Source organism: Streptomyces sp. NPDC033229 (assembly GCF_055576875.1).
In genome coordinates this window covers 50,382-69,752 of sequence record NZ_JBVIQR010000032.1, presented here as the reverse complement: position 1 = coordinate 69,752, position 19,371 = coordinate 50,382, and the positions used below count along the sequence as shown (strand labels likewise).

The window sequence follows — 19,371 nt, the reverse complement described above, 5'->3', positions numbered from 1 at the left end:
CGGTACCCCATCACCCTCCCGACAAGGAAAGTCGAGTTCCCCATGGACCGCACCCTCATGAAGTCGAAGATCCACCGCGCCACCGTGACCCAGGCCGACCTGCACTACGTCGGTTCGCTGACGATCGCGTCCGATCTCATGGCGGCCGCCGATCTGCTGCCGGGCGAGAAGGTCGACATCGTCGACATCGACAACGGCTCCCGGCTGTCCACTTATGTCATCGAGGGGCCGAGCGGCTCCGGCGTCATCGGCATCAACGGCGCCGCGGCACGGCTGATCAGCCCCGGTGACCGCGTCATCATCATCGCCTACGCCGCCATGAAGGACGAGGAGGCCCGCTCCTTCGTGCCCAGCGTCGTCTTCGTCGACGAACACAACGCCGTCGTCGAACTCGGCGGCGACCCGGCCGCCGTTCCCGCGGACTCCGGGCTCAAGCGCGGCGACCTCGTCGCCGGCTGACCCGCGGCGCGACTCCCCTACGAAACCCGCGACGAACCGAGGAGAACCATGCGTCTGCATCAGCGACAGGTGGACCAGTACCACAGGGACGGCTTCCTGATGATGGAGTCCCTGCTGGACCAGCGGGAAGTGGAGCGGCTGCGCGAGTCCTTCGCGCGTGACTGCGAGGTGCCCGGCCCCCACCTGGTCGTCGAGGACGACAGCGCGGAGGTCCGCGCGGTCTACGCCTCGCACCACCGGCAGCCGGAGTTCGCCGGGCTCATCCGCGACGCCCGGGTGCTCGGCCCCGTCCAACAGCTGCTCACCGACGACGTGTATGTCTACCAGTTCAAAATCAACGCCAAGCCCGCCTTCGGCGGCGAGCGATGGGCGTGGCACCAGGACTATCTGGCGTGGCGGATCGCCGACGGGCTGCCCGCGCCGCGGCAGGTCAACATCGGGGTGTTCCTCGATGACGTCACCGAGTTCAACGGCCCGGTCATCTTCGTGCCCGGCTCCCACCGGGGCGGCCTGGTGCGCGAGAGCCGCAAGGCCGACGCCAAGTCCGAGCAGCACCTCGACCCGGACGACATCTCACTGACACCCCGACAGCTCGCCGAGCACGTCGACCGGCACGGCATGACCAGCCCCAAGGGGCCCGCGGGATCCGTGGTCTTCTTCTCGCCCGAGATCGTGCACGGGTCGGCGCCCAACATGTCGCCCTTCGCCCGTCGGCTGCTCATCGCGACCTACAACGACGTCGCCAACCTGCCCGAGGCGCCGGGCGGGCAGCGGCCGGAGTACGTGGTGTGCCGCGACACCGAGCCGCTGCGTTCCCTGTCGGCGCCGTTCCTCGACACCCTCCGGACGGTGACCGCGTGACCGGCGCGCGGACCGGTCGCGCCGTCGTCCTGGAGGAGTTCGGCCGGCCCCTCTCGCTCCGCGAGTTCGCCATCCCGCCGGCCCCCGACGGCGGCATGATCGTCGCCTGTGGTCACGGCGGGGTCTGCGGCACCGATCTGCATCTGTGCCAGGGCCATCTCGCCATCCCCACCCCGCTGGTGCTGGGTCATGAGGGGCTCGGTGTGGTGCGGGAGCTGGGTCCGGGCACCCACAAGGACGCCACGGGCGCGGCACTCGCCCCCGGCGACGCGGTGATGTGGGCCTCCTCCATCGCCTGCGGCGTCTGTCCGCCGTGCCGGTTGCACCGCGAACCGACGCTGTGCGAGAACCGCCGCACGTACGGTGTCAACCGGTCGCTGGACGACGGCCCGGAGCTGGCCGGCTCCTGGGCCGACCACATCGTGCTGCACCCCGGCACGACCGTGGTCAAGGCGGCCGAGGGCGTCGATCCGCTCGCCGCCATGTCACTGGCCTGCGCGGGCCCCACCGTCGTGCACGCCCTGTACGAGCGCCGGCCCGTACGGCTCGGCGAGGTCGTGGTGGTCCAAGGCAGCGGGCCCGTCGGGCTGGCCGCGGCGGCCTTCGCCCAGCTCGCCGGGGCGGCGAAGGTCATCCTCGTCGGCGGCCCCGCCGAACGGCTGCAGAGCGCGGCCAGGGCGGGCATCGGCGACGTCCACTTGGACATCGCCGGCGCCGACGACCCCGAACGCGTCCTCGCCGAGGTGCGGGCCGCCACCGGCGGGGCGGGGGCGGACCTCGTCATCGAGTGCGCCGGTGTTCCGGCGGCCGTGGCGCAGGGCCTCACCCTGGCCCGCCGGGGCGGGTCCTATCTGGTCATCGGCCAGTACACGGACGCGGGTGACACCTTGATCAACCCGCATCAGATCGTCTACCGCCAGCTCGACGTCATCGGCTCCTGGGCGTTCACCGGAGCCCACCTCGTCGAGTACGTACGACTGCTGCCGGCGCTCGCGGCCCGCTTCGACCTCGCGAGCCTGGTGACGTCGTTCCCGCTGGAGCGGCACGCGGACGCACTGGCCGCCGTCGCCGACGGGTCGGTGATGAAGGCCGTCCTGACGAGCTGACCCGCGATCTGTGAGGTGAGAGCCGCCCGGCGACGGGCGGCTCTCACGCCTGCCCGGTGAGCGTGCGCAACCCGTCCCCGGTGGACCGGTCGTCGGGCAGGTAGGCGAGGAAGTGATGGCCCGGTTCCTCGACCGCCGCGAGCTTGACGTAGCGCAGCCGGAGATCCCCCGCGGTGGGGTGACGGAAATGCCGCACGGCGGGTTGGAATTCGGCGATCGCCCGCTCCGCGTACCAGCGGGCCGCGTCGGGATCGGCCATGAGTTCGTCGACGATTTCCGCGTACCGCCGGTCGTCGGGGTGCCGGGCGGCGTGCGCGCGGAACTGTCCGAGCAGGCTCCGCGCCTCCGGCTCCCACTGGGCGAGCAACCGCCGGCTCGGTGGCCACCGGAACACCAGCCACAGGAGATTTCGCTGCTTGGGCGCCAGCCGTGCCGGATCGGTGAGCAGCGCCGCGTAACCGGCGTTCCACGCCAGCAGGTCCCAGTGCGGGTCGATCACCACGGCCGGGTTCGGCGCCATCGCCTCCACCAGCGACAGCAGATTCCGTGACACCCACCCCGGTGCGGGCTCCTCCGTCGCTGTGTCCTCGACGAACGAGAGCACGTGCGCGGTCTCCGCCTCGTCCAGGCGCAGGGCGCGTGCCACCGAGCGCAGGACCTGTTCCGAGGTGCGGACCCTGCCTTGTTCCAGCCAGGCGTACCAGGAGTCGCTGATGCCGGCCAGTTCGGCCACTTCGCCGCGGCGCAGCCCGGGGGTGCGGCGGCGCGGTGATCCCGGCAGGCCCATCTGCGCGGGGGTGAGGCGTTCCCGGCGGGAGCGCAGGAAGGCGCCGAGCTCCTTGCGCGGGGTGCTGCGGTCCGTGCCGTAGCCGTTCCCGTTCCCCGGCATCTCCCGCCCGCTCCCCCACCCGTGACGTCACCCGGCCCGCCGCCCGGCAGGCTGTGAGTGATGGTAATCGGCTGAGCGGGGAAAGACGTCCGGCCGGGTGATGGGCTTGGGGTGTCCGGTTGAAGAGTTGAAGGAAGGACACCGTCTCCGTGACCACGACGACCGCACCCACCGCCCCGCCGCCGACGGGCCTGCCGCCGGCTTCGTTACGACTGCTGCGCGCGGCCGGGTTCATCAGCAACTTCGACCGCTTCTGCATCGCCCCGATGCTGGTGGTGATCGGTGCCCGGCTCGGTGTCCCGCTGCCGACCATGGTGCTCGCGGCCAGCGGCTACTACCTCTGCTACGGGCTGATGCAGCCGGTGTGGGGGCTCGCCAGCGACCGGGTGGGCCGGGTCGCGGTGATGCGGTTCTCGCTGATGGGCGCGGCCCTGGCGGCGTTCGTGTCGGCGGCCGCCACGAACGCCACGATGCTGATCGTGGCCCGCGCCGTGGCCGGTGCCTTCTTCGCCGCGTCCATCGCGGCCTCGCTCACCTACGTGGGCGACACGGTGCCCGCCGAGGTGCGGCAACGCCCGCTCAGCGAGCTGATGACGGCGTTCGCCCTGGGCACGGCGGTGGCCACCGTGGTGGCGGGAGCGCTGGCGCACTACGTCAGCTGGCGGCTGGTGTTCGCACTGCCGGGTGTGTTCGCCGCGTACCTCGCGGTGGCCCTGCGGCGGCTGGCCGAGCCCGAGCGTGAGCCCACACCTTCGCTGCTCGCCCCGATCCGGGTGGTGATGCGCTCGCGCTGGCAGTGGTACGTAATGGCCGTCGCCCTGCTCGAAGGGGCGGTGCTGCTGGGATTCCTGACCTATCTGGCCCCGGCCCTGGAGTCCCGGGGGGTGCCGACCGCGGTGGCGGGTGCGGTGTCCGCGCTGTACGGGGTGGGGTCCATGGCAGCGGCTCAGCTGGTCAAGCGGCTGGTCGGCCGGTGGAGCCCGGCCATGATCATCCTCATCGGCGGGGTACAGATGGCCGTGGCCTACACGATCGCGGCGGTGAGCCTGTCGGTGCCCGCGCTGGTGGTGACGGCGCTGCTCCTGGGGGGCGGCTGGTCGTTCATGCACTCCACGGTCCAGTCCTGGGCGACGGTGCTCGCCCCGACGGCCCGGGCGACCGGGGTGGCGATGTTCGGCGTGGCCCTGTACGTCGGCAGCGCGCTCGCCAGCGGTCTCGCCGCGGGCGCGGCCGACCACCACGCGTACCGCGCCCTCTTCCTGATCGCCGCCGTGCTGACGGTCCCGCTGACCATCGCCGCCGGCGTCGGGCGCGCCCGCTACCGCTGAGCCGCCGGGCGGCGGATACGGCCGAGGAGGCCGCGGACCCTGGTGGGCCGCGGCCTCCTCGTCGCGCGTTTATGCCGCTTTTTCACCGTGATGAATGCCCCACACCTACCCAAGAGGGCGTGTCTTGCGTCACTGGCGCGCCTGCGTACAGCGCGGTAACCGCCGGGTAGAAAGCCGCTGACCAGGGGGGTCCTACCGTGAGTAGCCGGTAAAAACAAGTTTTCGTAAACTCTTGACGATTACCTAGCGCGCCTCACACCATTCACCGCATGGACTTGTCAGACAGCCGGCGGAGCACCGGGGCGCGTCAGCGCCACGGAAGCGGTGCTCGGCCACGCTCCGGGGCGCAAGCTTCCCGCGGCGACGCTGTCTGTCACCGGGGAGGCACGACACACCCCGCAGGTGTTCGGCCTCCGCGCCCCTCGGGGCGCCGACGGCGCTTAGCCCACGGCGAGCGTCCTCACCACAAGAACTGATCAAGACAGGGAAGAGAAGTCCGAATCCATCCCCCGGGGTGCTCGGCGCCTTCTTCCACGTCCGGATCATTCGGGCCTCGGGCAACCGGCACCCCCAAGATCATCGATGAGATATCGAAGAGCACCGGGACGCCTCGGGCCCACCGGTCCATCCCTTCCGAAGCCCTCGGGAAGCGGCGTCGCCAGCCGTGTCCCGGGCACCGGGCCATCCGTCGAGGCTGCCGCTCAGCGGTGCCGGGTGGTCGGCCGCTCAGGCCGCCCGTCCCCGCACACGGAGATCACCCTCGACGGAGTCGTACGGCCCGATCCTGCTCCCCCCTCCAATGAAGGCGAAGACATACATGAGTGACCGCACCCTCACTGCGGCCGGCACCGAGCCCGATGTATCCGCCCCGGCGACGACGTCCACGCACGTCGACGCCGGAGACGCGGGCTACAGCAAGGACCTCAAGTCCCGCCACGTCAACATGATCGCGATCGGCGGAGCGATCGGCACCGGCCTCTTCCTCGGCGCCGGCGGCCGCCTCGCCAACGCGGGCCCTTCCCTCTTCATCGCGTACGCCGTCTGCGGCGTCTTCGCCTTCTTCGTCGTCCGGGCGCTCGGCGAGCTCGTGCTCTACCGTCCGTCCTCCGGCGCGTTCGTCTCCTACGCCCGTGAGTTCATGGGCGAGAAGGGCGCGTTCACCGCCGGCTGGCTGTACTTCCTCAACTGGGCGACCACCGGCATCGCCGACATCACCGCCGTCGCCACCTACACCCACTACTGGGGAATGTTCAGCGACATTCCGCAGTGGGTGCTCGCGCTGATCGCCCTCGCGATCGTCCTCACCGTGAACCTGATCTCGGTGAAGTACTTCGGCGAGATGGAGTTCTGGTTCGCGATCATCAAGGTCGGCGCGCTGGTCCTCTTCATGTTCATCGGCATCTTCCTGCTGGTCACCCAGCACGACGTCGGCGGCAGCACCCCGGGCCTGGCCAACATCACCGACAACGGCGGTGTCTTCCCGACCGGTGTGATGCCCATGCTGATGGTCATCCAGGGTGTCGTCTTCGCCTACGCCTCGGTCGAGCTGTGCGGTGTCGCGGCGGGTGAGACCAAGAACCCCGAGAAGATCATGCCGAAGGCGATCAACTCGATCATGTGGCGTGTCGGTCTCTTCTACGTCGGCTCGGTCATCCTGCTGGCCCTGCTCCTGCCCTACACCGCCTTCACCGGCGACGAGAGCCCCTTCGTCACCGTCCTGGGCAAGATCGGCGTCCCGTACGCGGCCGGCGTGATGAACCTCGTCGTTCTCACCGCGGCGCTCTCCAGCCTCAACTCGGGTCTCTACTCGACCGGCCGGATCCTGCGTTCGATGGCCATGTCGGGCTCGGCCCCGAAGTTCACCGGCCTGATGAACAAGGGCCAGGTCCCCTACGGCGGCATCCTGCTCACCGCGTTCTTCTGTGTCCTCGGCGTCGGCCTCAACTTCGTCGTCCCCGAGAACGCCTTCGAGATCGTGCTGAACTTCGCCGCGATCGGCATCATCGGCACCTGGGGCATGATCATGCTCTGCTCGCTGCTCTTCTGGCACCGCTCCAAGGACGGCCGCGTCACCCGCCCCGGGTACCGGCTGCCCTGGGCCCCGTACACCCAGATCATCACGCTGGTCTTCCTGGCGAGCGTGCTGGGTCTGATGGCGGCCGACGAGGGCGCCAGCCGCACCACCGTGCTGTGCCTGCCGCTCATCGCGGCAGCGCTGGTCGGCGGCTGGTTCGTCGTCCGCGGCCGGGTCGCCCGCGTCAAGCAGGAGACCGAGCTGCAGCAGGCCGGGGCCGAGAAGGCCTAGCCCCGACCGGCCACCGGACCCGCGCCCTCGCGCGTGGGCCCCACGGCCCGTGACAGCCACGAAGGCGCCCACCCCCGGCTCAGGCCGCGGGTGGGCGCCTTCGTCGTCGGCGGGGCCATGGTCCGCCTCCGGGCGACCTGGACGCGGTCAGGGGGCTCAGGACGGCCTACGCGGCCGTGTGGCACAGAGCGGGCCGTCGCCGGCCGGGGGGAGCCGGCCGACGAAGAGACGGAGGCCGCGGCACGCGGGTGCCCGGAAGCGACGGCGCCGGGCGCGCGGTAAGCGGTGAGCCCGTCCGGCCCTCGCGCCCGCGCCCCGAGCCTCCGGCCCGGTGGCCAACGCGCCGACAAGCCGTCACGGCCGGGGATGCCGTGGCCACGGGACGGGGAGCCAGAGGGGGTGCCGAGGGGCGGGTCGGCCACGCCGGGGGCCCGGTCCACGGGGCCCGGCGGGGCAGGTCGCACGGCACGTTCCGGATCCACCGACACCGCGACAGACAGGAACCGCCATGGCCATCATCGTCACGTTCAACGCCCCCGGCGCGGCTCAGGACCTCTACGACATGTGCGTCGAACGCGTCACCGACGGACGCGGCTTCACCAGCACGGACGATCTGCCGGTTCCCGGGTTGCTCGCGCACGCCTCCGGACCGGTCGAGGGGGGATGGCGGGTCACCGAGGTCTGGGAATCCCCCGAGGCCTTCGAAATCTTCGCCACCGCGCTCGGGCCGATCCTGGCCGACCTCGGATACGGCGACCTGCGCCCGGAGGTCACTCCCGCCCACAACGTCGTCATCAAGTGACGCGGGCGCCGACCGGAATTCCCCCGGTCGAGCGCGAGCACCGTGGGACGTCGCACGCCCCGGCCCCGACTCCGCCCCCGGCCGTACCGTCACATGGGCGGAACGAGGGTGAAGTACCGGTCGAGCACAGCCTGGTCCCCGTTCACCTCCAGCCGGTCCACGGGGATCCGGTTCCAGAGGAACAACATCAGGTCCGACGCCGTACCGGCCAGCTCGACGTCACCAGGGCCGGTACGGTCGTCGAGCCGGACGTCGTCGCCGTCGAAGCGCACCGTCCATGCCCGGATGCCGTCGGTGCGCCGGAACCGGAACCGTTCGCCCGACCCGGGCGGGGCGGCTGCCGCGGCCCGCCGGGCCGGCACCATGACCTCGAAGGTCTGGCCCACCGCGTCCGCCGCGAGCTCGGACGCGACCGGCCGGGCCGTCCCGAGCGCGTTCTCGGCGTCCCAGCGGTGCACGGCCGCCTCGATCGCCTGGACCCGCAGCCAGAAGCCGGTGGTCTGCTCCCGCGACCAGGTCCACACCGGCTCGTCCGTGCCGCTGTCCCTGAACTGTCTCTCCAGGGCCGAGGCCCCGTCACCGAACCAGTCGATCAGGCTCACCGGAACCGGTCCTCGGTCGGCAGGCGCGAGCTCCAGTGCCGTCGGCCAGCCCGCGCGGTCGGCGGGGAGTTCGAGGGTGCTGAGGTCCGTGCCGTCCAGCGGCTCGCGGCGGCGTTCCCTGATGACGCGGGCCACGGTCCTGTGCACCGCGCCCAGATGTCCGACCAGCTCGGAGACCGACCAGCCCGGGCAGGAGGGCACCAGAGGAGCGACGTCGGCTTCGGCCGCCCGGCGGGCCGCGGCCTCGAACGCCAGGACCTCGCGCCGGAAATGAGGGATGTAGTCCATGGCCCCACTCTGCCCTTCGCCTGGCGTGCCCGGGGGGTGCCGACACGATCGGGCCCCGAGGGGCCCCGCTCCGGAGCGGGGCCCTTCGGGCGCAGGTGTTCAGCAGCTCGCCGCCCAGGTGTGGGAGGCGCCGTCGTCGTTGGCCGCTCCGTTGTAATAGACCTCTTCCCCCGGGCTCAGGCAGATCGTCATGCGGCCGCCCAGGTATGCCCCCGAATACACCTTCACGTGGTCCTTGATGCCCGGCCCCGAGATGCCGTGGTTCGCCCACGAGGAGTCCTCGTCGGCGATGTAGCTCTCCCACCAGCCTTCGTCACCACTCCAGTTGGCCCGCTGTCCGCCGTAATAGCGGTTCCACCGGGCCAGGGCGGCGCGGAAGCGCGGGTCGGCCACCATCCGGGCGCCCGCCTCGGAGCGCAGGTCGTTGACGGTGGCCTGGGCCCGGAACCAACGTCGTTGGTCTCCGTAGAGGACGCGCTACGCGGCGGCCTGGCAGCCGTCCGTGTGGGCGGTGACGGTGTACCCGGTGGCGGGGACTCACCCCGCCGACCGCGCGGACGACGAGGGCGCGGACGCCGGTGTCCACGACCGGCGGCGGGTTCGGCCGGTGGCACAGCGCAGCTCGCCATCACGAGTGCGGTGAGGGCGAGGCACACGGCGCGGAGAAGTCGCACGTTCAGCCGATCCGGCAGCCCACCGGATCGCCGCGGACTCCGTCGGGGCGCGTCCCCAGGACCGGTGGCGGGCCGGAACGAGGGCCGCGAGGAGGACGGCCGACTCCGGGTGCGGCTCCGGGCTCCGCCCGCTCGTCGAAGTCCCTTCCTACGTCCGGTCGTTCCAGAAAGCGAGCAGTCCGGCCGCCACCTCGCCGGGGCGGTGCACGTTCGGCGAATGCCCGGCACCGGGGATCGGGAGCAGCACCGCGGACAGGCGCTCGGCCATGTCCGACAGCTGGGAGGGTTCCCAGGTGGTGTCCGGGGATCCGGAGATGACCATCTTGGGGACGGGCACGCGCGCCAACTCCTCGACGCGGTCGGGCTCTTCGATCATCTGCGTCCCCGCGGCGCGCAGGTGGTCGGGGACGTTGTTGAGCCAACGCCGCCGCATGAACTCGGCGGCCTTCGGGGGAACACCGTCGGCTTCGGACCGGCCGATGAACTCCCAGATGTCTTCCATGCTCACGCTGCCGAGTGCCGTGACCAGCATGCCCAGTCGTTCCCGCTGCTGCTCGGACACGGCGGCGGGGCCGCTGTTCATGACCGTCAACGAGGCCCAGGGAACCGCCCCGCGCGCAGCCGCCTCGATGACCGCGGCGCGCGCCACGAGCCCCCCGTAGGAGTGCCCCACCAGGTGGGTGGGGCCTTCGCCCAGGGCTTCGGTGACGGCGATGACGTCCCGGGCCACCTCCGTCTGTCCGTAACGGGCCGGTTCCTCGGGCCCCCCGGTTTCGTGCTGACCGCGTCCGTCCATGGCCACCACGCGCACCCCCGCCGCGGCCAGCGGCTCCAGCAGGGGGATGAAGTCCTCCTTGCTGCCGGTGAATCCGGGCACCAACAGGGCGGTGGCCCGTGAAGCGCCTCCGTGCGGAGGCGCTTCGAGGACCGCGAAGCTTCCGCGGCTGGTCCGGAGTCTGTGCGCGCGCACTGCCACGGGCAGGTCGACCGTCAGGAGCTGGCTCATGGCGGGGATGGTACGACGCGGCGCGAGGGCGTCCCGACGCGAACCCGGGCAACGTTGCCGGGACGACGGAAAGACGCTACGGCGGCGGAGGCAGGTGACGGGCGGGGTCCTTCAAATGCCATCCGCCGGCGCTGCCGCCCAGCTTCCAGACCTTCTTCTCCCGGTCACGCTGCCGCTGCCTGCGGGTCTCCCAGCTCAGGGCCCGGCGGCCGTAGATCTCTTGGGACAGTTGATTGACGTCGTCCTCGATGTGCTGAAGGTGTACCCCGATCCGCTGAATCGCCTGGTTGCTGTCCCGCAGCCAGAGGACGGCGAGCCCCATGATCATCACTGCGAGGTACAGCTTCCAGCTGCCGAGGGCGAATCCGCTGCCCGTGGACAGCAGAGCCGAGATCACACCGGCGAAGCCCGCGATCTGCTGCCGGGCGTTGACGCGTTGGGTCACCTCGGCCCGCAGTGATTCGTACTCCTTCATGCGCAGCGCGATGATTTCTTCCTTCGGATGACGCGAGCTTCCCTCCGTCACGCTGCCCCCTTCCGCTCACCCCCTCCTTGCCCCGCCCGCGGCGGCTTCGAAACCGCGGGGCAGGGCTGGGGGGGGAGGCGGGCCGGGCGTGCGTCCGTTGAACTCCCGGCGTCAGATCCGTACGCCGCCGAGGCCGTCCGGGGTGCCGCGCTCGCCCATCCTGTCCATGGCGAGGCGCATCATCGCCGCGACGAGGTCCTGCGGCTTCAGCTCCTGCGCGCCGGACGGTGCCATGACACCACCGGCGCCACCGCCGAGGCCGATGACCAGCGGCAGCTTCCCCTTGACCTTCTCGTCCAGCTGGGATACGTCGAGGGTCAGGGTGGAGACCATGCCGTTCTTGATGGCCACGTCGACGGTGACGTCCTTCTTCGGGGTGTCGCCCGGCCCGGACGGCTTACCGCCCTTGCCCAGCTTCTTCCGCAGCGGCTCGAGGGCCTTGACGAGGTCCTCGGAGACCTTCTTCGCCGGCACGGTGACCTTCACGTGGTCCGCACCACCCTTCTTGCCGGCGGCCTTGAATTCGGCGTTGTCACCGAGCGCCTTCCGCAGGGCGTCGAAGATCTGCTGTTGGCTCTTCGGGTCGAGCTGCTCCTCCTCGCCCAGGGCTCCGCTCCCGCTCTTGCCGCGTTTTTCGGCCAGTTCCTTGAAGGCATCGGCGTCGAGCACGACCCATTCGCCCTTGACCGCGCTCTTGACCGCGCCCATGGAAGAGGGGAGTTCGTCCGCCTTCCTCATGAGTTCGTCGATTCCCGCCCTGCCGTCGCGGTCCTTCGAGGTAGGCAGTTCCGAGAGTGCCTTGAGGTCACCGCGCACGTAGTACTTCTTGCCGATGCAGCGGACCTCCAACAGGGCCTTGCCGTCGTTCTTCGCCAGCTTGAAGGCGCCCGAGCCGTTCTCGTCGCCGCTCTTGACGTCCTTGAGCGGCTTGTCGAACGCGGAGGCGGAGGTGAGCTTGAGGCCTTCGAGCAGGTCGGCGTCGCGGCGCTCGAAGTCCTCGGTGTCCTTCAGCGCGGCGTAGATCTCGTCCGCGTTCGCGTCAAGGCTGATGTCCGCGGAAAGGGACTTCTGCTGTCCCAGCTTGTCGAAGGCGCGCTGCACCTTCGCTTCCGCACTGAGCTGTTCGGCGGGTCCGCAGGAAACGGACGCTGCCGTTATCAGGGCGACGAATCCCGCGGCCGTCAGTCCTTTGCGCTTCGTAAGTATGACGTGCTCCCCAACTGAAATGGTCCTAGTAAATAGAACTAAATGCCACTCAGAGCGTGCATGTCAAAGTGATTTTCGGACTAACGGCGCTTATGCTGTTCGCCACCGACCGCTGAGCGGGCAGCAACCACCGGCCCCTCCGACTCGTTGGTCCTGCCATGACAATGCCTCCGTCGCCATGGAGCCGGATCCGCGCCGCGCTCGCGGCCGCGGCCGGGTCGCGGGTGCCCCGTGCGCTGTTGCTCGCGGCCCTCACCGCCACCTGCGCGTTCCTGCCACCCGCCCCGCAGCCCGCCACGACTGTGCCCCGGGTGGCCGGGGTGCGCCCGCTCCACGCGCTGAACGACGCCTTCACCGGGTACGCCGAACGCGGCCGCTCACCGCACCACTGGACCGGCGGGGACAGCACCTACTCCGTACCGACGCCCGCCGGTCAACTCTGGATCTTCTCCGACACCTTTCTCGGCACCGTACGGCCCGACGGCTCCCGGCCACCCACCACCCATGACGGCGGGCCGACGCCCTTCGTCCACAACAGCTTCGTGCTGTGGAGCGCCGACGGTCCCCGCACCATCACCGGGCGGGACGCCTCCGGCCGTGCCGCGTCCCTGGTGTCCGGCCCCGGCCACTGGTACTGGGCCCGGGCCGGTGTTCCCGACGGTCACGGTGTCGCGGTCGTCTACGCGCGCTACGCCCGCACCGGGCCCGGTCCACTCGACGTGGCCTGGCGGGGAAACGTCCTGGCCAGGTTCGGCCAGGGCCGGCTCGCCCGGCCGCGGTCGGTCACCCCGCTGCCGTCCGCGACCCGCACGGCCTGGGGGGCGTGGCTGGACCGGCAGCGGAACCACACCTACATCTACGGCACCGAGAAAGCCCCTTCCGGCGGCCACTACCTCCGCTTGGCCCGAGTCGCCGGGTCCGATCTGCGCCGCCCCTGGCAGTACCGGACCGCCCACGGCACCTGGTCCCCCGACGAGTCCCGTGCCGCCCGGCTGTCCGGTCCGGACGGGACGCCGCTGCGCACCGCGGACGAAGTCAGCGTGGTCCGCCACGGCCGTTGGTACGCCCTGCTCACGCAGCGGGCGGACCTGCCGTTCAGCGCGGAACTCCAACTCGCCTGGTCCCGCTCCCCCGGCGGTCCCTTCAGCACACCCCGCACGGTCTACACCGCACCCGAGTCAGGACCGCACGGCACCTACCGCAACCAGAACGTCTACGCCTACAACGCCCACGAACACCCGGAACTCGCCTCCCACGGCGAGCTCGTCGTCTCGTACAACGTCAACAGTCTCCGACCGCGTGACGTCATCGACCGCGCGAGCATCTACCGACCCCGCTTCCTCCGCATCACTCTGACACCGGCTTCCGGCCAGGGCCCATCCGACGGATCTTCGCGGACTCCCGACGCCTACCGCCGGGGACACCTCCCAGCGGTGGCCGGGGGAACTCGCCGCGTTGTCGGGCTCGCCCGAGTGCGACCGGTACGAGGTCTGCCCTCCGCCTCGCGAACGCACGCACCGGACGCCGCCCGCTGATCCACGACGGTCCACCGGACAGTCGGACGCTGGGCCGCTTCCGGCCGATAGGGTGTCATCGCGTCCTACCATCCGTAAATGTCCCGGTCGCAGAAACCGACGGGCTCCCCGCGACGTCTCCCAGACTGTCCCCGCTCATGCCCCGGCGGGGGCGGACGCGCGAGGTTCTCGAGGGCCGACGGGCGGCCCGTACGAGGCCGTGGGGCACGTCGGCACGGACAAGGGGCGGCAGTGGGCGATACAGGCAGGCCGGACACGGTGGACGTACGGGCCGTTCCGTACGGGGACCGAGGGCCGGGTGTGCGTCCGCGCGGGTTGGTGGACTTCCGGGACCGGGCAGGCGCCCCGGCCGTGTTGTGCTATCCCGCAGGTGCCGTGGTGGTCGTTTCCGGCCTGCCCGGCAGCGGCAAGAGCACCCTGCTGCGCCGGTGGTCCGAGGCCGCGGCGGCCGTCGATCCCCGGGATGTCCACGTCGCCTGCCAGGCGCTGATGCCGGAGCGTCTGCCGTACGCGGTGTACCGGCCCTGGGCACGGTTGGAGCACGTCCGCCGGCTGCGCGCCGCGGTGCGCGCGGGCGGGCCGCTGCTGGTGCACGACTGCGGCAGTCGGCCGTGGTTGCGCCGCTGGCTGGCCCGGTCCGCCGGGCGCCAGGGCCGCGAACTGCATCTGGTGCTGCTGGACGTCGGCGCCGCCGAAGCCCTCGCGGGGCAGCGGGCCCGAGGCCGCTGGGCGCCGGGCCGGGTGTTCGCCCGCCACCGGCGAAGGCTCGACCGGCTGCTGCTCGCGCTGTCCGCACAAGCCGAGAAGGACTCGGGCGCGGTTCCCGGAGTGGTGGCCGAGGCGGCCTCGGTGGTGCTCCTCGACCGGACCTCGCGCGAACGGATGACGGCGGTGGAGTTCGGCGCGGAGAGCCACCGCCCGGAAGGCCCCGAGCAGGCACGCACGGCGGCGTGAGAGACACCTTCCGGCACCGGCCGGGAAACTGATCCGCGCACGCGACAATCCCGTGGCCGACCACTGCGCCTCCGGCCTACTGTGACGCCCGTGGCGGGCTCGGAGGCCCGCCTCCGGCGCGGAAGGATGAACTCATGTCACCACGGCTGCCGTTCGGCGAAGCGCTGCGGGACGAGCTGGGCCGGCCCCGGCAGGCTCGCCTGCTGGAGAGCAGCCCACGCTCACACGTGTGGCGCGTCGAGCTGGGCGGGGCGCGGGCCGTGGTCAAACAGGCCGTGGCGGGCCCGGACGCCGCGGAGCGCCACGACCGCGAAGTGACCGCGCTGCGGCTCGCCGCCCGCGCCGACCCTCCCGTGGTGCCCGCGCTCCTCGGCACCGATCCCCCGCAGCGCGTCCTGGTCCTGGAGCACATGGACCACCACCGCCCGCCCGGCGACTGGATCATCGGTTACGCCGCGACCCTGGCGCGGCTGCACGCGACGACCGGACCGGGCGACGTCGGCGCGCTCCCCGCGTGGTCGGGCCCGGGACACCACGACGCGGCCGCCTTCCTCAGGCTGGCCGAGACCCTCGGGGTCCCCGTGCCGGCCCCCGCGCCCGGCCAGCTCGACGACCTCGTGCACCGCCTCGGCGAGGCGCCGGGGTACGCGTTGCTGCACGGTGACCCGTGTCCGGGCAACGATCTGCACACCGCCGACGGGATCCGGTTCATCGACTTCGAACAGGCCTCTCTCGGCAACGGCCTGATGGAACTCGCCTACCTGCGCATCGGCTTCCCGACGTGCTGGTGCGCCACCTCCGCCCCCGAACCGCTCCTCGGCCGCGCCGAAGCCGCCTACCGCTCGGCGTGGCGCACCGCGACCGGCACCGAACCGCGCGGTGATCTCACCGACGCGTGCGCCGGCTGGCTGCTCCGCGGCGACGCGCTCGTCCCGCGGGCCGAGCGCGGGACCACCGACCAGTTGGCACGTGTCACCGGCCAGGACTGGGCATGGGGCACCGCGACCGCCCGGCAACGCCTGGCCCACCGGCTCGGTGTCGTCGGCCGGATGACCGCCGACCGGGCCGATCTGAGCTGTCTGAGCCGACTCTGCGCGGACATGCGCCGACGCGTCCTCGCCCGCTGGCCGAAGCTCACGCCCTTGCCGACACACCGCCCGTAGCGGGGACTGGCCGGGCGGAAGCGGATGCGGGGCTGGACGAGCACACCGCCGTATTCCAGGGTGTCCAGCGCCGGTCTTGGGGGACGATCTCCAGGCCTATGGAGTCCGCGCCGAGCTTCGGCTTGACCACGTACTCGTCCACCCCGGGCGGCCGGTCGATGTCCTCGTGCCGGTCGAAGCCAATCCAACTTCGGTCGATTCCGCATCAGGGCGTGGGACGCGGCAGCACCGATGGGGGACTGCGACGGGCCGTCGGCGGTGGGGACGAGTGCCCGCGACGGAAGGATGTCCCTTCCGCCCCGAAAGACAATTTCTCGGCGAGGCCGATCATGGACAAGCGCGGACGGGGCAGGCAGCGGCAGGCGTGCAGGCACGAGCCCGCACCGTCTCCCCCATTACACCAGTATGCGATGTTATGACCGGCCAATGCAAGGTGTGCTCAAAAATTGTGGAGTTGGGTGGTATTCACCCAAATGTCGGTCAACTGCGTCGGCCTCTCGTTCGTTGGGGCAGCGTGATGTCATCCGAACCGCAGCAGCCCGTACCCGACGGCCACGACCGTCCCGGCGCCACCAGGGTCCTACGGGCCTCTTCTTTTCCCGCCCGGTGGGCGGCAGCCTTGTCCGTCCGGTCCGGTCACCGCACGGTGAACGCCGGGATGCAACGGCCGGACGGGCCGGCAGACTCGGATTTGCTGGAGGGGTATCTGGCCACGCTCGCCCGCCTCCAGGCCGATTTCCACAAGTCCTGGGAGGCGCTGCGGTGACAGCGGAAGAGTCGGCACATGGTGCGCACAGCACCGACGAGCACTCCCGACGGTGCGGGCCGCCCTGCCATGCATGACCACAAGCCGCACGTTCCCCAACCGAGAGCGGCAAACGAGCAGCCCGTGCGAACCGCCGGATCCCTCCTGGGGGAACCACTCCATGCCTCCGTGGGAACAGAGGCCTGCTCCTTCGCCCCCGCACCCGATTACCCCCATGTATGGCACGGAACAGAACCAGGCCAGGCGCCTCGTCAGGCCGGGCGCACGGCTGCCACACCACGGGCCGGGGGTGTGCACAGCCATCCCCGGCATCGCCGACGCCGCGGCTGGCAGCCCGGGACGTTGCAGTGGACACGGCTGCTCAGTTCCACCCTGGCCGCGCTGACCGCACTGATCGTGGCGGCGGCCAGCATGCTCGGCGGAGTGATCTCCTATCCGCTCCTGGAGAACCTGGCTGCCCCGTACGTGCCGCGCGGTCTGTGCCCCTGGTGGCCGCCCCTGGTCTACGGCCCCTGGCTGGCAGCCGCCTTGTCCATCCTGCGTGCCGCCGTACACCAGCGCCGCGCCGCACACTCCTGGGGCGTGCTCCTGCTCTTCTCCGGCCTCGCGGTAGCCCTGTGCGTCAGCCACGCCCCCATGTCACTGCCGTCCCTGGGCGTCGCCGCCCTGCCACCGGTCACCGCGCTCACCTGCTTCCACCAGGTGACCCGTCAGATCACCCTTACCCGGCCGCCTCGCCGGGCCCGCCCCGCACACACCCGCAACCACTGAGTATTTTCGGAGCAGTCACCGCCCGGGTGACGTGGCGTTGCGGCAGAACGACCGAGGCCCCAGGGGGGCCGGTTCCGTCGCGAGGCCGGACGGACCGGCAGCCAGGAACCCCGGGCCGGGCTCAGGCGACACCGTGGGCGAGCTCCGCCAGTGCCGAGACCAGCGGGGCGCGCCGGTAGGGACCCATGTGCGGGGCCTTCACGGTGCGTACCGTGAAGCGGTTGCGCGGGGTCAGGGCGTCCGCCTCGGCGATCATCCGGTCCTGGAGTGCCGGGGGGATCATCCGGTCCTCGCTGAAGCGGATGTACGTCCGGGGGATCCGACCCCAGGTCGCGGCGTCGACGCGGGCGTCCGTCACGGCGATGCTCGCCGTCTCGTCCGGTTCGAGGGTATTGATCAGCGCCCGGAACACCGCGTCCGGGTAATCGGCGGCCGTCGCCGCCTTGAGCTTGGCCAGGAAGTTCGGGTCGCCCGAACGCCAGTTGGCCCGGGTGATGCCGAGTTCGGGCGCCGCCGCGACGCCGGGGATCGTGAACGCCAGGCTGTCCTTGGCTTCCGGTGCCTTGAGGTAGTCCAGCAGAGTCGCCAGCTTCACCGGGCAGAAGGCCGCGACATAGGCGATGCGGTCGAGCAGTTCGGGAACGGCGTTGCCCACCCGGTTGACGGTGAGTCCGCCCTGACTCTGCCCGACCAGGATCACGGGGCCGTTTCTCCGCACCCGCCGGACGACCTCCACCACATGGTCGGTGTAGTCGTCGAGGGTCACCTTGCCGAGCGGGGACGGCTCCGTCTTGAGCGCTTCGAGGTCCTGCGGCGCCTGGTAGGCGACCGGGAAGTAGGCGTCCGGGCCGTGGCCGGGCAGGTCGACCGCGAGGGCGCGATGGCCCAGCAGCGTGAGCTCCCGCAGGTAGGGCGCCCAACCACCGGCCGAGCTGTTCGCACCGTGGACGAATACGTAGGTCGGCAGCCGATGCCCACCGTGTCCGCCGCCGTGGGGCGCCGCGTTCGCGCCGGGTGCGGCGGAGAGCGTTCCCGCCGCCAGGGCGCCGGTCGCGGCAGCTGTTCGTAGGACGGTGCGGCGTGTGTGGTCCGTCATGCCACGTTCCCTCTCATGGTCCTGAAATCATGTGAGTTACTGCCGAGATCGTCGCACGGGCTCCTCGCGACGGGACGTCAGGGGGCCTTGGAGAGTGAATCGTCGCACGTCCCCGGCACCTCTCACATGGCCGGGCCCGCCATGTGGCCGAGTCGCCGGGCGCAGGGGTGACAGACGCCGCCCCGGGACGCCGGGGTGTGCAACAGCCCTTCCGCGGCCGGACTTCCGCACACCACGCACGCGTGTTGCCGCTCATGGCCATGGGCGGCTTCGGCGGCGCCGCCGCCCGCAGAAAACGCGGTGACGCTCAGAGCGGAACCCGCGGCGAGCGTCGCGCCCGCGCCCACCAGACCGCGTCGGTTGAGCATGAGGTCCATTCCCGTGAATTCGGTGAGGACCGCGGCCGTCCGCTCGGGCGCCCAGGGCAGCCCGTCGGCGGACTGCCCCTTGGTCGCGCGCCCACGCCGGCCGAACCCGAGATCCTCAATGGTCACGACACGACCGAGACGCTCGGTGAACAGGGCGGCCAGCACCTTGGGCACCGGATCACGCGGGGACTCCCCCATGTCGATCCAGCGCCGAACCCGCGAGGTGTCCACCGCCGGCTGCGGATGTCCCATGACAGCCGCCTGCCGGTTCACGAGTCTCGCCAGCTCGCCCTTGGACCAGCCGCTCAGACCGAACAGATCCGCCAGGCGGGTGTTGGCCTCCCGGGACTGCGGGCGCGGAGCCTCGTCCAGGTACGACACGGTCCAGACCGGGGTCGCCGAGGCCGCGGCCGGCTGGACCTCCTCGGTCCAGGCCTCCTCCCACTGCCGGTACACCTCGTCGAGCAACCTTTCCGCATCGACTCCACGGACCCGTCGCACCAACACCTCGGCCACCGCGACGACTTGATCCCGCTGCTGGATCACCGGGCTCGCGAGCACACCGTGTACGACGGACCGGGAATACCGCTCGGGCATTTCCCGGCGAATCGTCGCGATCGACGGCGCTCCCGCCTTCAGATGCAGCTCGTGCAGCTTGCGCTTGAG

18 protein-coding genes and 1 pseudogene are annotated in these 19,371 nt (G+C 71.2%); 11 read left to right on the top strand and 8 right to left on the bottom strand.

Going from position 1 to position 19,371, the window contains the following annotated elements; all coding sequences use genetic code 11:
- Window positions 1–42 precede the first annotated feature (42 nt).
- Genes panD through ACZ53N_RS25875 form a run of 3 tightly spaced genes read left to right on the top strand, consistent with a single transcriptional unit; the run spans window position 43 to window position 2,426 of the window.
- Window positions 43–459 (top strand): aspartate 1-decarboxylase, encoded by a 417-nt coding sequence (panD, locus tag ACZ53N_RS25885; RefSeq protein WP_356451768.1) that lies wholly within the window; start codon window positions 43–45, stop codon window positions 457–459.
- Between the two features lie 48 nt (window positions 460–507).
- On the top strand, window positions 508–1,320 hold the full coding sequence (locus ACZ53N_RS25880; protein ID WP_469143188.1) for a phytanoyl-CoA dioxygenase family protein: 813 nt from the start codon (window positions 508–510) through the stop codon (window positions 1,318–1,320).
- Entirely contained in the window at window positions 1,317–2,426 is a 1,110-nt protein-coding gene (locus ACZ53N_RS25875; protein WP_469143187.1) for a zinc-binding dehydrogenase, read from the top strand. The genes ACZ53N_RS25880 and ACZ53N_RS25875 overlap by 4 nt, the downstream gene beginning before the upstream one ends.
- Window positions 2,427–2,469: 43 nt before the next feature.
- Here the strand turns inward: ACZ53N_RS25875 and ACZ53N_RS25870 are convergent, their stop codons facing one another.
- The gene (locus ACZ53N_RS25870; protein ID WP_469143186.1) at window positions 2,470–3,315 is read right to left on the bottom strand and encodes a helix-turn-helix transcriptional regulator; all 846 of its coding nucleotides are present in this window, start codon (window positions 3,313–3,315) and stop codon (window positions 2,470–2,472) included.
- A 149-nt stretch (window positions 3,316–3,464) separates the two neighbouring features.
- On the opposite strand from ACZ53N_RS25870, the gene ACZ53N_RS25865 reads away from it, so the two are divergent.
- From ACZ53N_RS25865 to ACZ53N_RS25855, 3 genes are all read left to right on the top strand, one after another.
- Window positions 3,465–4,643: an MFS transporter gene (locus ACZ53N_RS25865; protein WP_469143185.1), complete on the top strand. Its 1,179-nt coding sequence runs from the start codon at window positions 3,465–3,467 to the stop codon at window positions 4,641–4,643.
- Between the two features lie 817 nt (window positions 4,644–5,460).
- Window positions 5,461–6,948, top strand: a complete 1,488-nt coding sequence (locus ACZ53N_RS25860) for an amino acid permease (protein WP_469143184.1) — start codon at window positions 5,461–5,463, stop codon at window positions 6,946–6,948.
- 508 nt (window positions 6,949–7,456) lie between these two features.
- Window positions 7,457–7,750: a hypothetical protein gene (locus tag ACZ53N_RS25855; RefSeq protein ID WP_469143183.1), complete on the top strand. Its 294-nt coding sequence runs from the start codon at window positions 7,457–7,459 to the stop codon at window positions 7,748–7,750.
- A gap of 89 nt (window positions 7,751–7,839) precedes the next feature.
- Here ACZ53N_RS25855 and ACZ53N_RS25850 read toward each other — a convergent pair whose 3' ends face one another.
- The 5 genes from ACZ53N_RS25850 to ACZ53N_RS25830 all read right to left on the bottom strand — a co-directional run bounded on the left by ACZ53N_RS25850 (window position 7,840) and on the right by ACZ53N_RS25830 (window position 11,947).
- Window positions 7,840–8,640, bottom strand: a complete 801-nt coding sequence (locus tag ACZ53N_RS25850) for a maleylpyruvate isomerase family mycothiol-dependent enzyme (RefSeq protein ID WP_469143182.1) — start codon at window positions 8,638–8,640, stop codon at window positions 7,840–7,842.
- Between the two features lie 99 nt (window positions 8,641–8,739).
- Window positions 8,740–9,036: a peptidase inhibitor family I36 protein gene (locus tag ACZ53N_RS25845; RefSeq protein ID WP_469143181.1), complete on the bottom strand. Its 297-nt coding sequence runs from the start codon at window positions 9,034–9,036 to the stop codon at window positions 8,740–8,742.
- A 426-nt stretch (window positions 9,037–9,462) separates the two neighbouring features.
- Window positions 9,463–10,320, bottom strand: a complete 858-nt coding sequence (locus tag ACZ53N_RS25840) for an alpha/beta fold hydrolase (protein ID WP_469143180.1) — start codon at window positions 10,318–10,320, stop codon at window positions 9,463–9,465.
- 76 nt (window positions 10,321–10,396) lie between these two features.
- Window positions 10,397–10,846: a hypothetical protein gene (locus tag ACZ53N_RS25835; RefSeq protein ID WP_469143179.1), complete on the bottom strand. Its 450-nt coding sequence runs from the start codon at window positions 10,844–10,846 to the stop codon at window positions 10,397–10,399.
- 111 nt (window positions 10,847–10,957) lie between these two features.
- Window positions 10,958–11,947 carry a hypothetical protein gene (locus ACZ53N_RS25830; protein ID WP_469143178.1) on the bottom strand — a complete coding sequence of 330 codons (990 nt, stop codon included), beginning with the start codon at window positions 11,945–11,947 and terminating at the stop codon, window positions 10,958–10,960.
- Window positions 11,948–12,210: 263 nt separating this feature from the next.
- Between ACZ53N_RS25830 and ACZ53N_RS25825 the strand changes: the two genes are divergently transcribed.
- From ACZ53N_RS25825 to ACZ53N_RS25805, 5 genes are all read left to right on the top strand, one after another.
- Complete coding sequence (locus ACZ53N_RS25825) at window positions 12,211–13,587, top strand: hypothetical protein (RefSeq protein ID WP_469143177.1); 1,377 nt, start codon at window positions 12,211–12,213, stop codon at window positions 13,585–13,587.
- Between the two features lie 378 nt (window positions 13,588–13,965).
- Window positions 13,966–14,541, top strand: coding sequence for an AAA family ATPase (locus ACZ53N_RS25820; RefSeq protein ID WP_469143176.1), 576 nt, complete (start codon window positions 13,966–13,968; stop codon window positions 14,539–14,541).
- A gap of 134 nt (window positions 14,542–14,675) precedes the next feature.
- On the top strand, window positions 14,676–15,704 hold the full coding sequence (locus tag ACZ53N_RS25815; RefSeq protein WP_469143175.1) for an aminoglycoside phosphotransferase family protein: 1,029 nt from the start codon (window positions 14,676–14,678) through the stop codon (window positions 15,702–15,704).
- 517 nt (window positions 15,705–16,221) lie between these two features.
- On the top strand, window positions 16,222–16,470 hold the full coding sequence (locus ACZ53N_RS25810; protein ID WP_469143174.1) for a hypothetical protein: 249 nt from the start codon (window positions 16,222–16,224) through the stop codon (window positions 16,468–16,470).
- Window positions 16,471–16,761: 291 nt separating this feature from the next.
- Window positions 16,762–17,241 carry a DUF2637 domain-containing protein gene (locus ACZ53N_RS25805; RefSeq protein WP_469143173.1) on the top strand — a complete coding sequence of 160 codons (480 nt, stop codon included), beginning with the start codon at window positions 16,762–16,764 and terminating at the stop codon, window positions 17,239–17,241.
- A gap of 121 nt (window positions 17,242–17,362) precedes the next feature.
- On the opposite strand, the gene ACZ53N_RS25800 is transcribed toward ACZ53N_RS25805, so the two are convergent.
- Together ACZ53N_RS25800 and ACZ53N_RS25795 are read right to left on the bottom strand one after the other, a co-directional pair.
- The gene (locus tag ACZ53N_RS25800; RefSeq protein WP_469143172.1) at window positions 17,363–18,337 is read right to left on the bottom strand and encodes an alpha/beta hydrolase; all 975 of its coding nucleotides are present in this window, start codon (window positions 18,335–18,337) and stop codon (window positions 17,363–17,365) included.
- A gap of 176 nt (window positions 18,338–18,513) precedes the next feature.
- A pseudogene (locus ACZ53N_RS25795) lies at window positions 18,514–19,077 on the bottom strand (DNA-binding protein NsdB); the annotation flags it as partial.
- Window positions 19,078–19,371 lie beyond the last annotated feature (294 nt).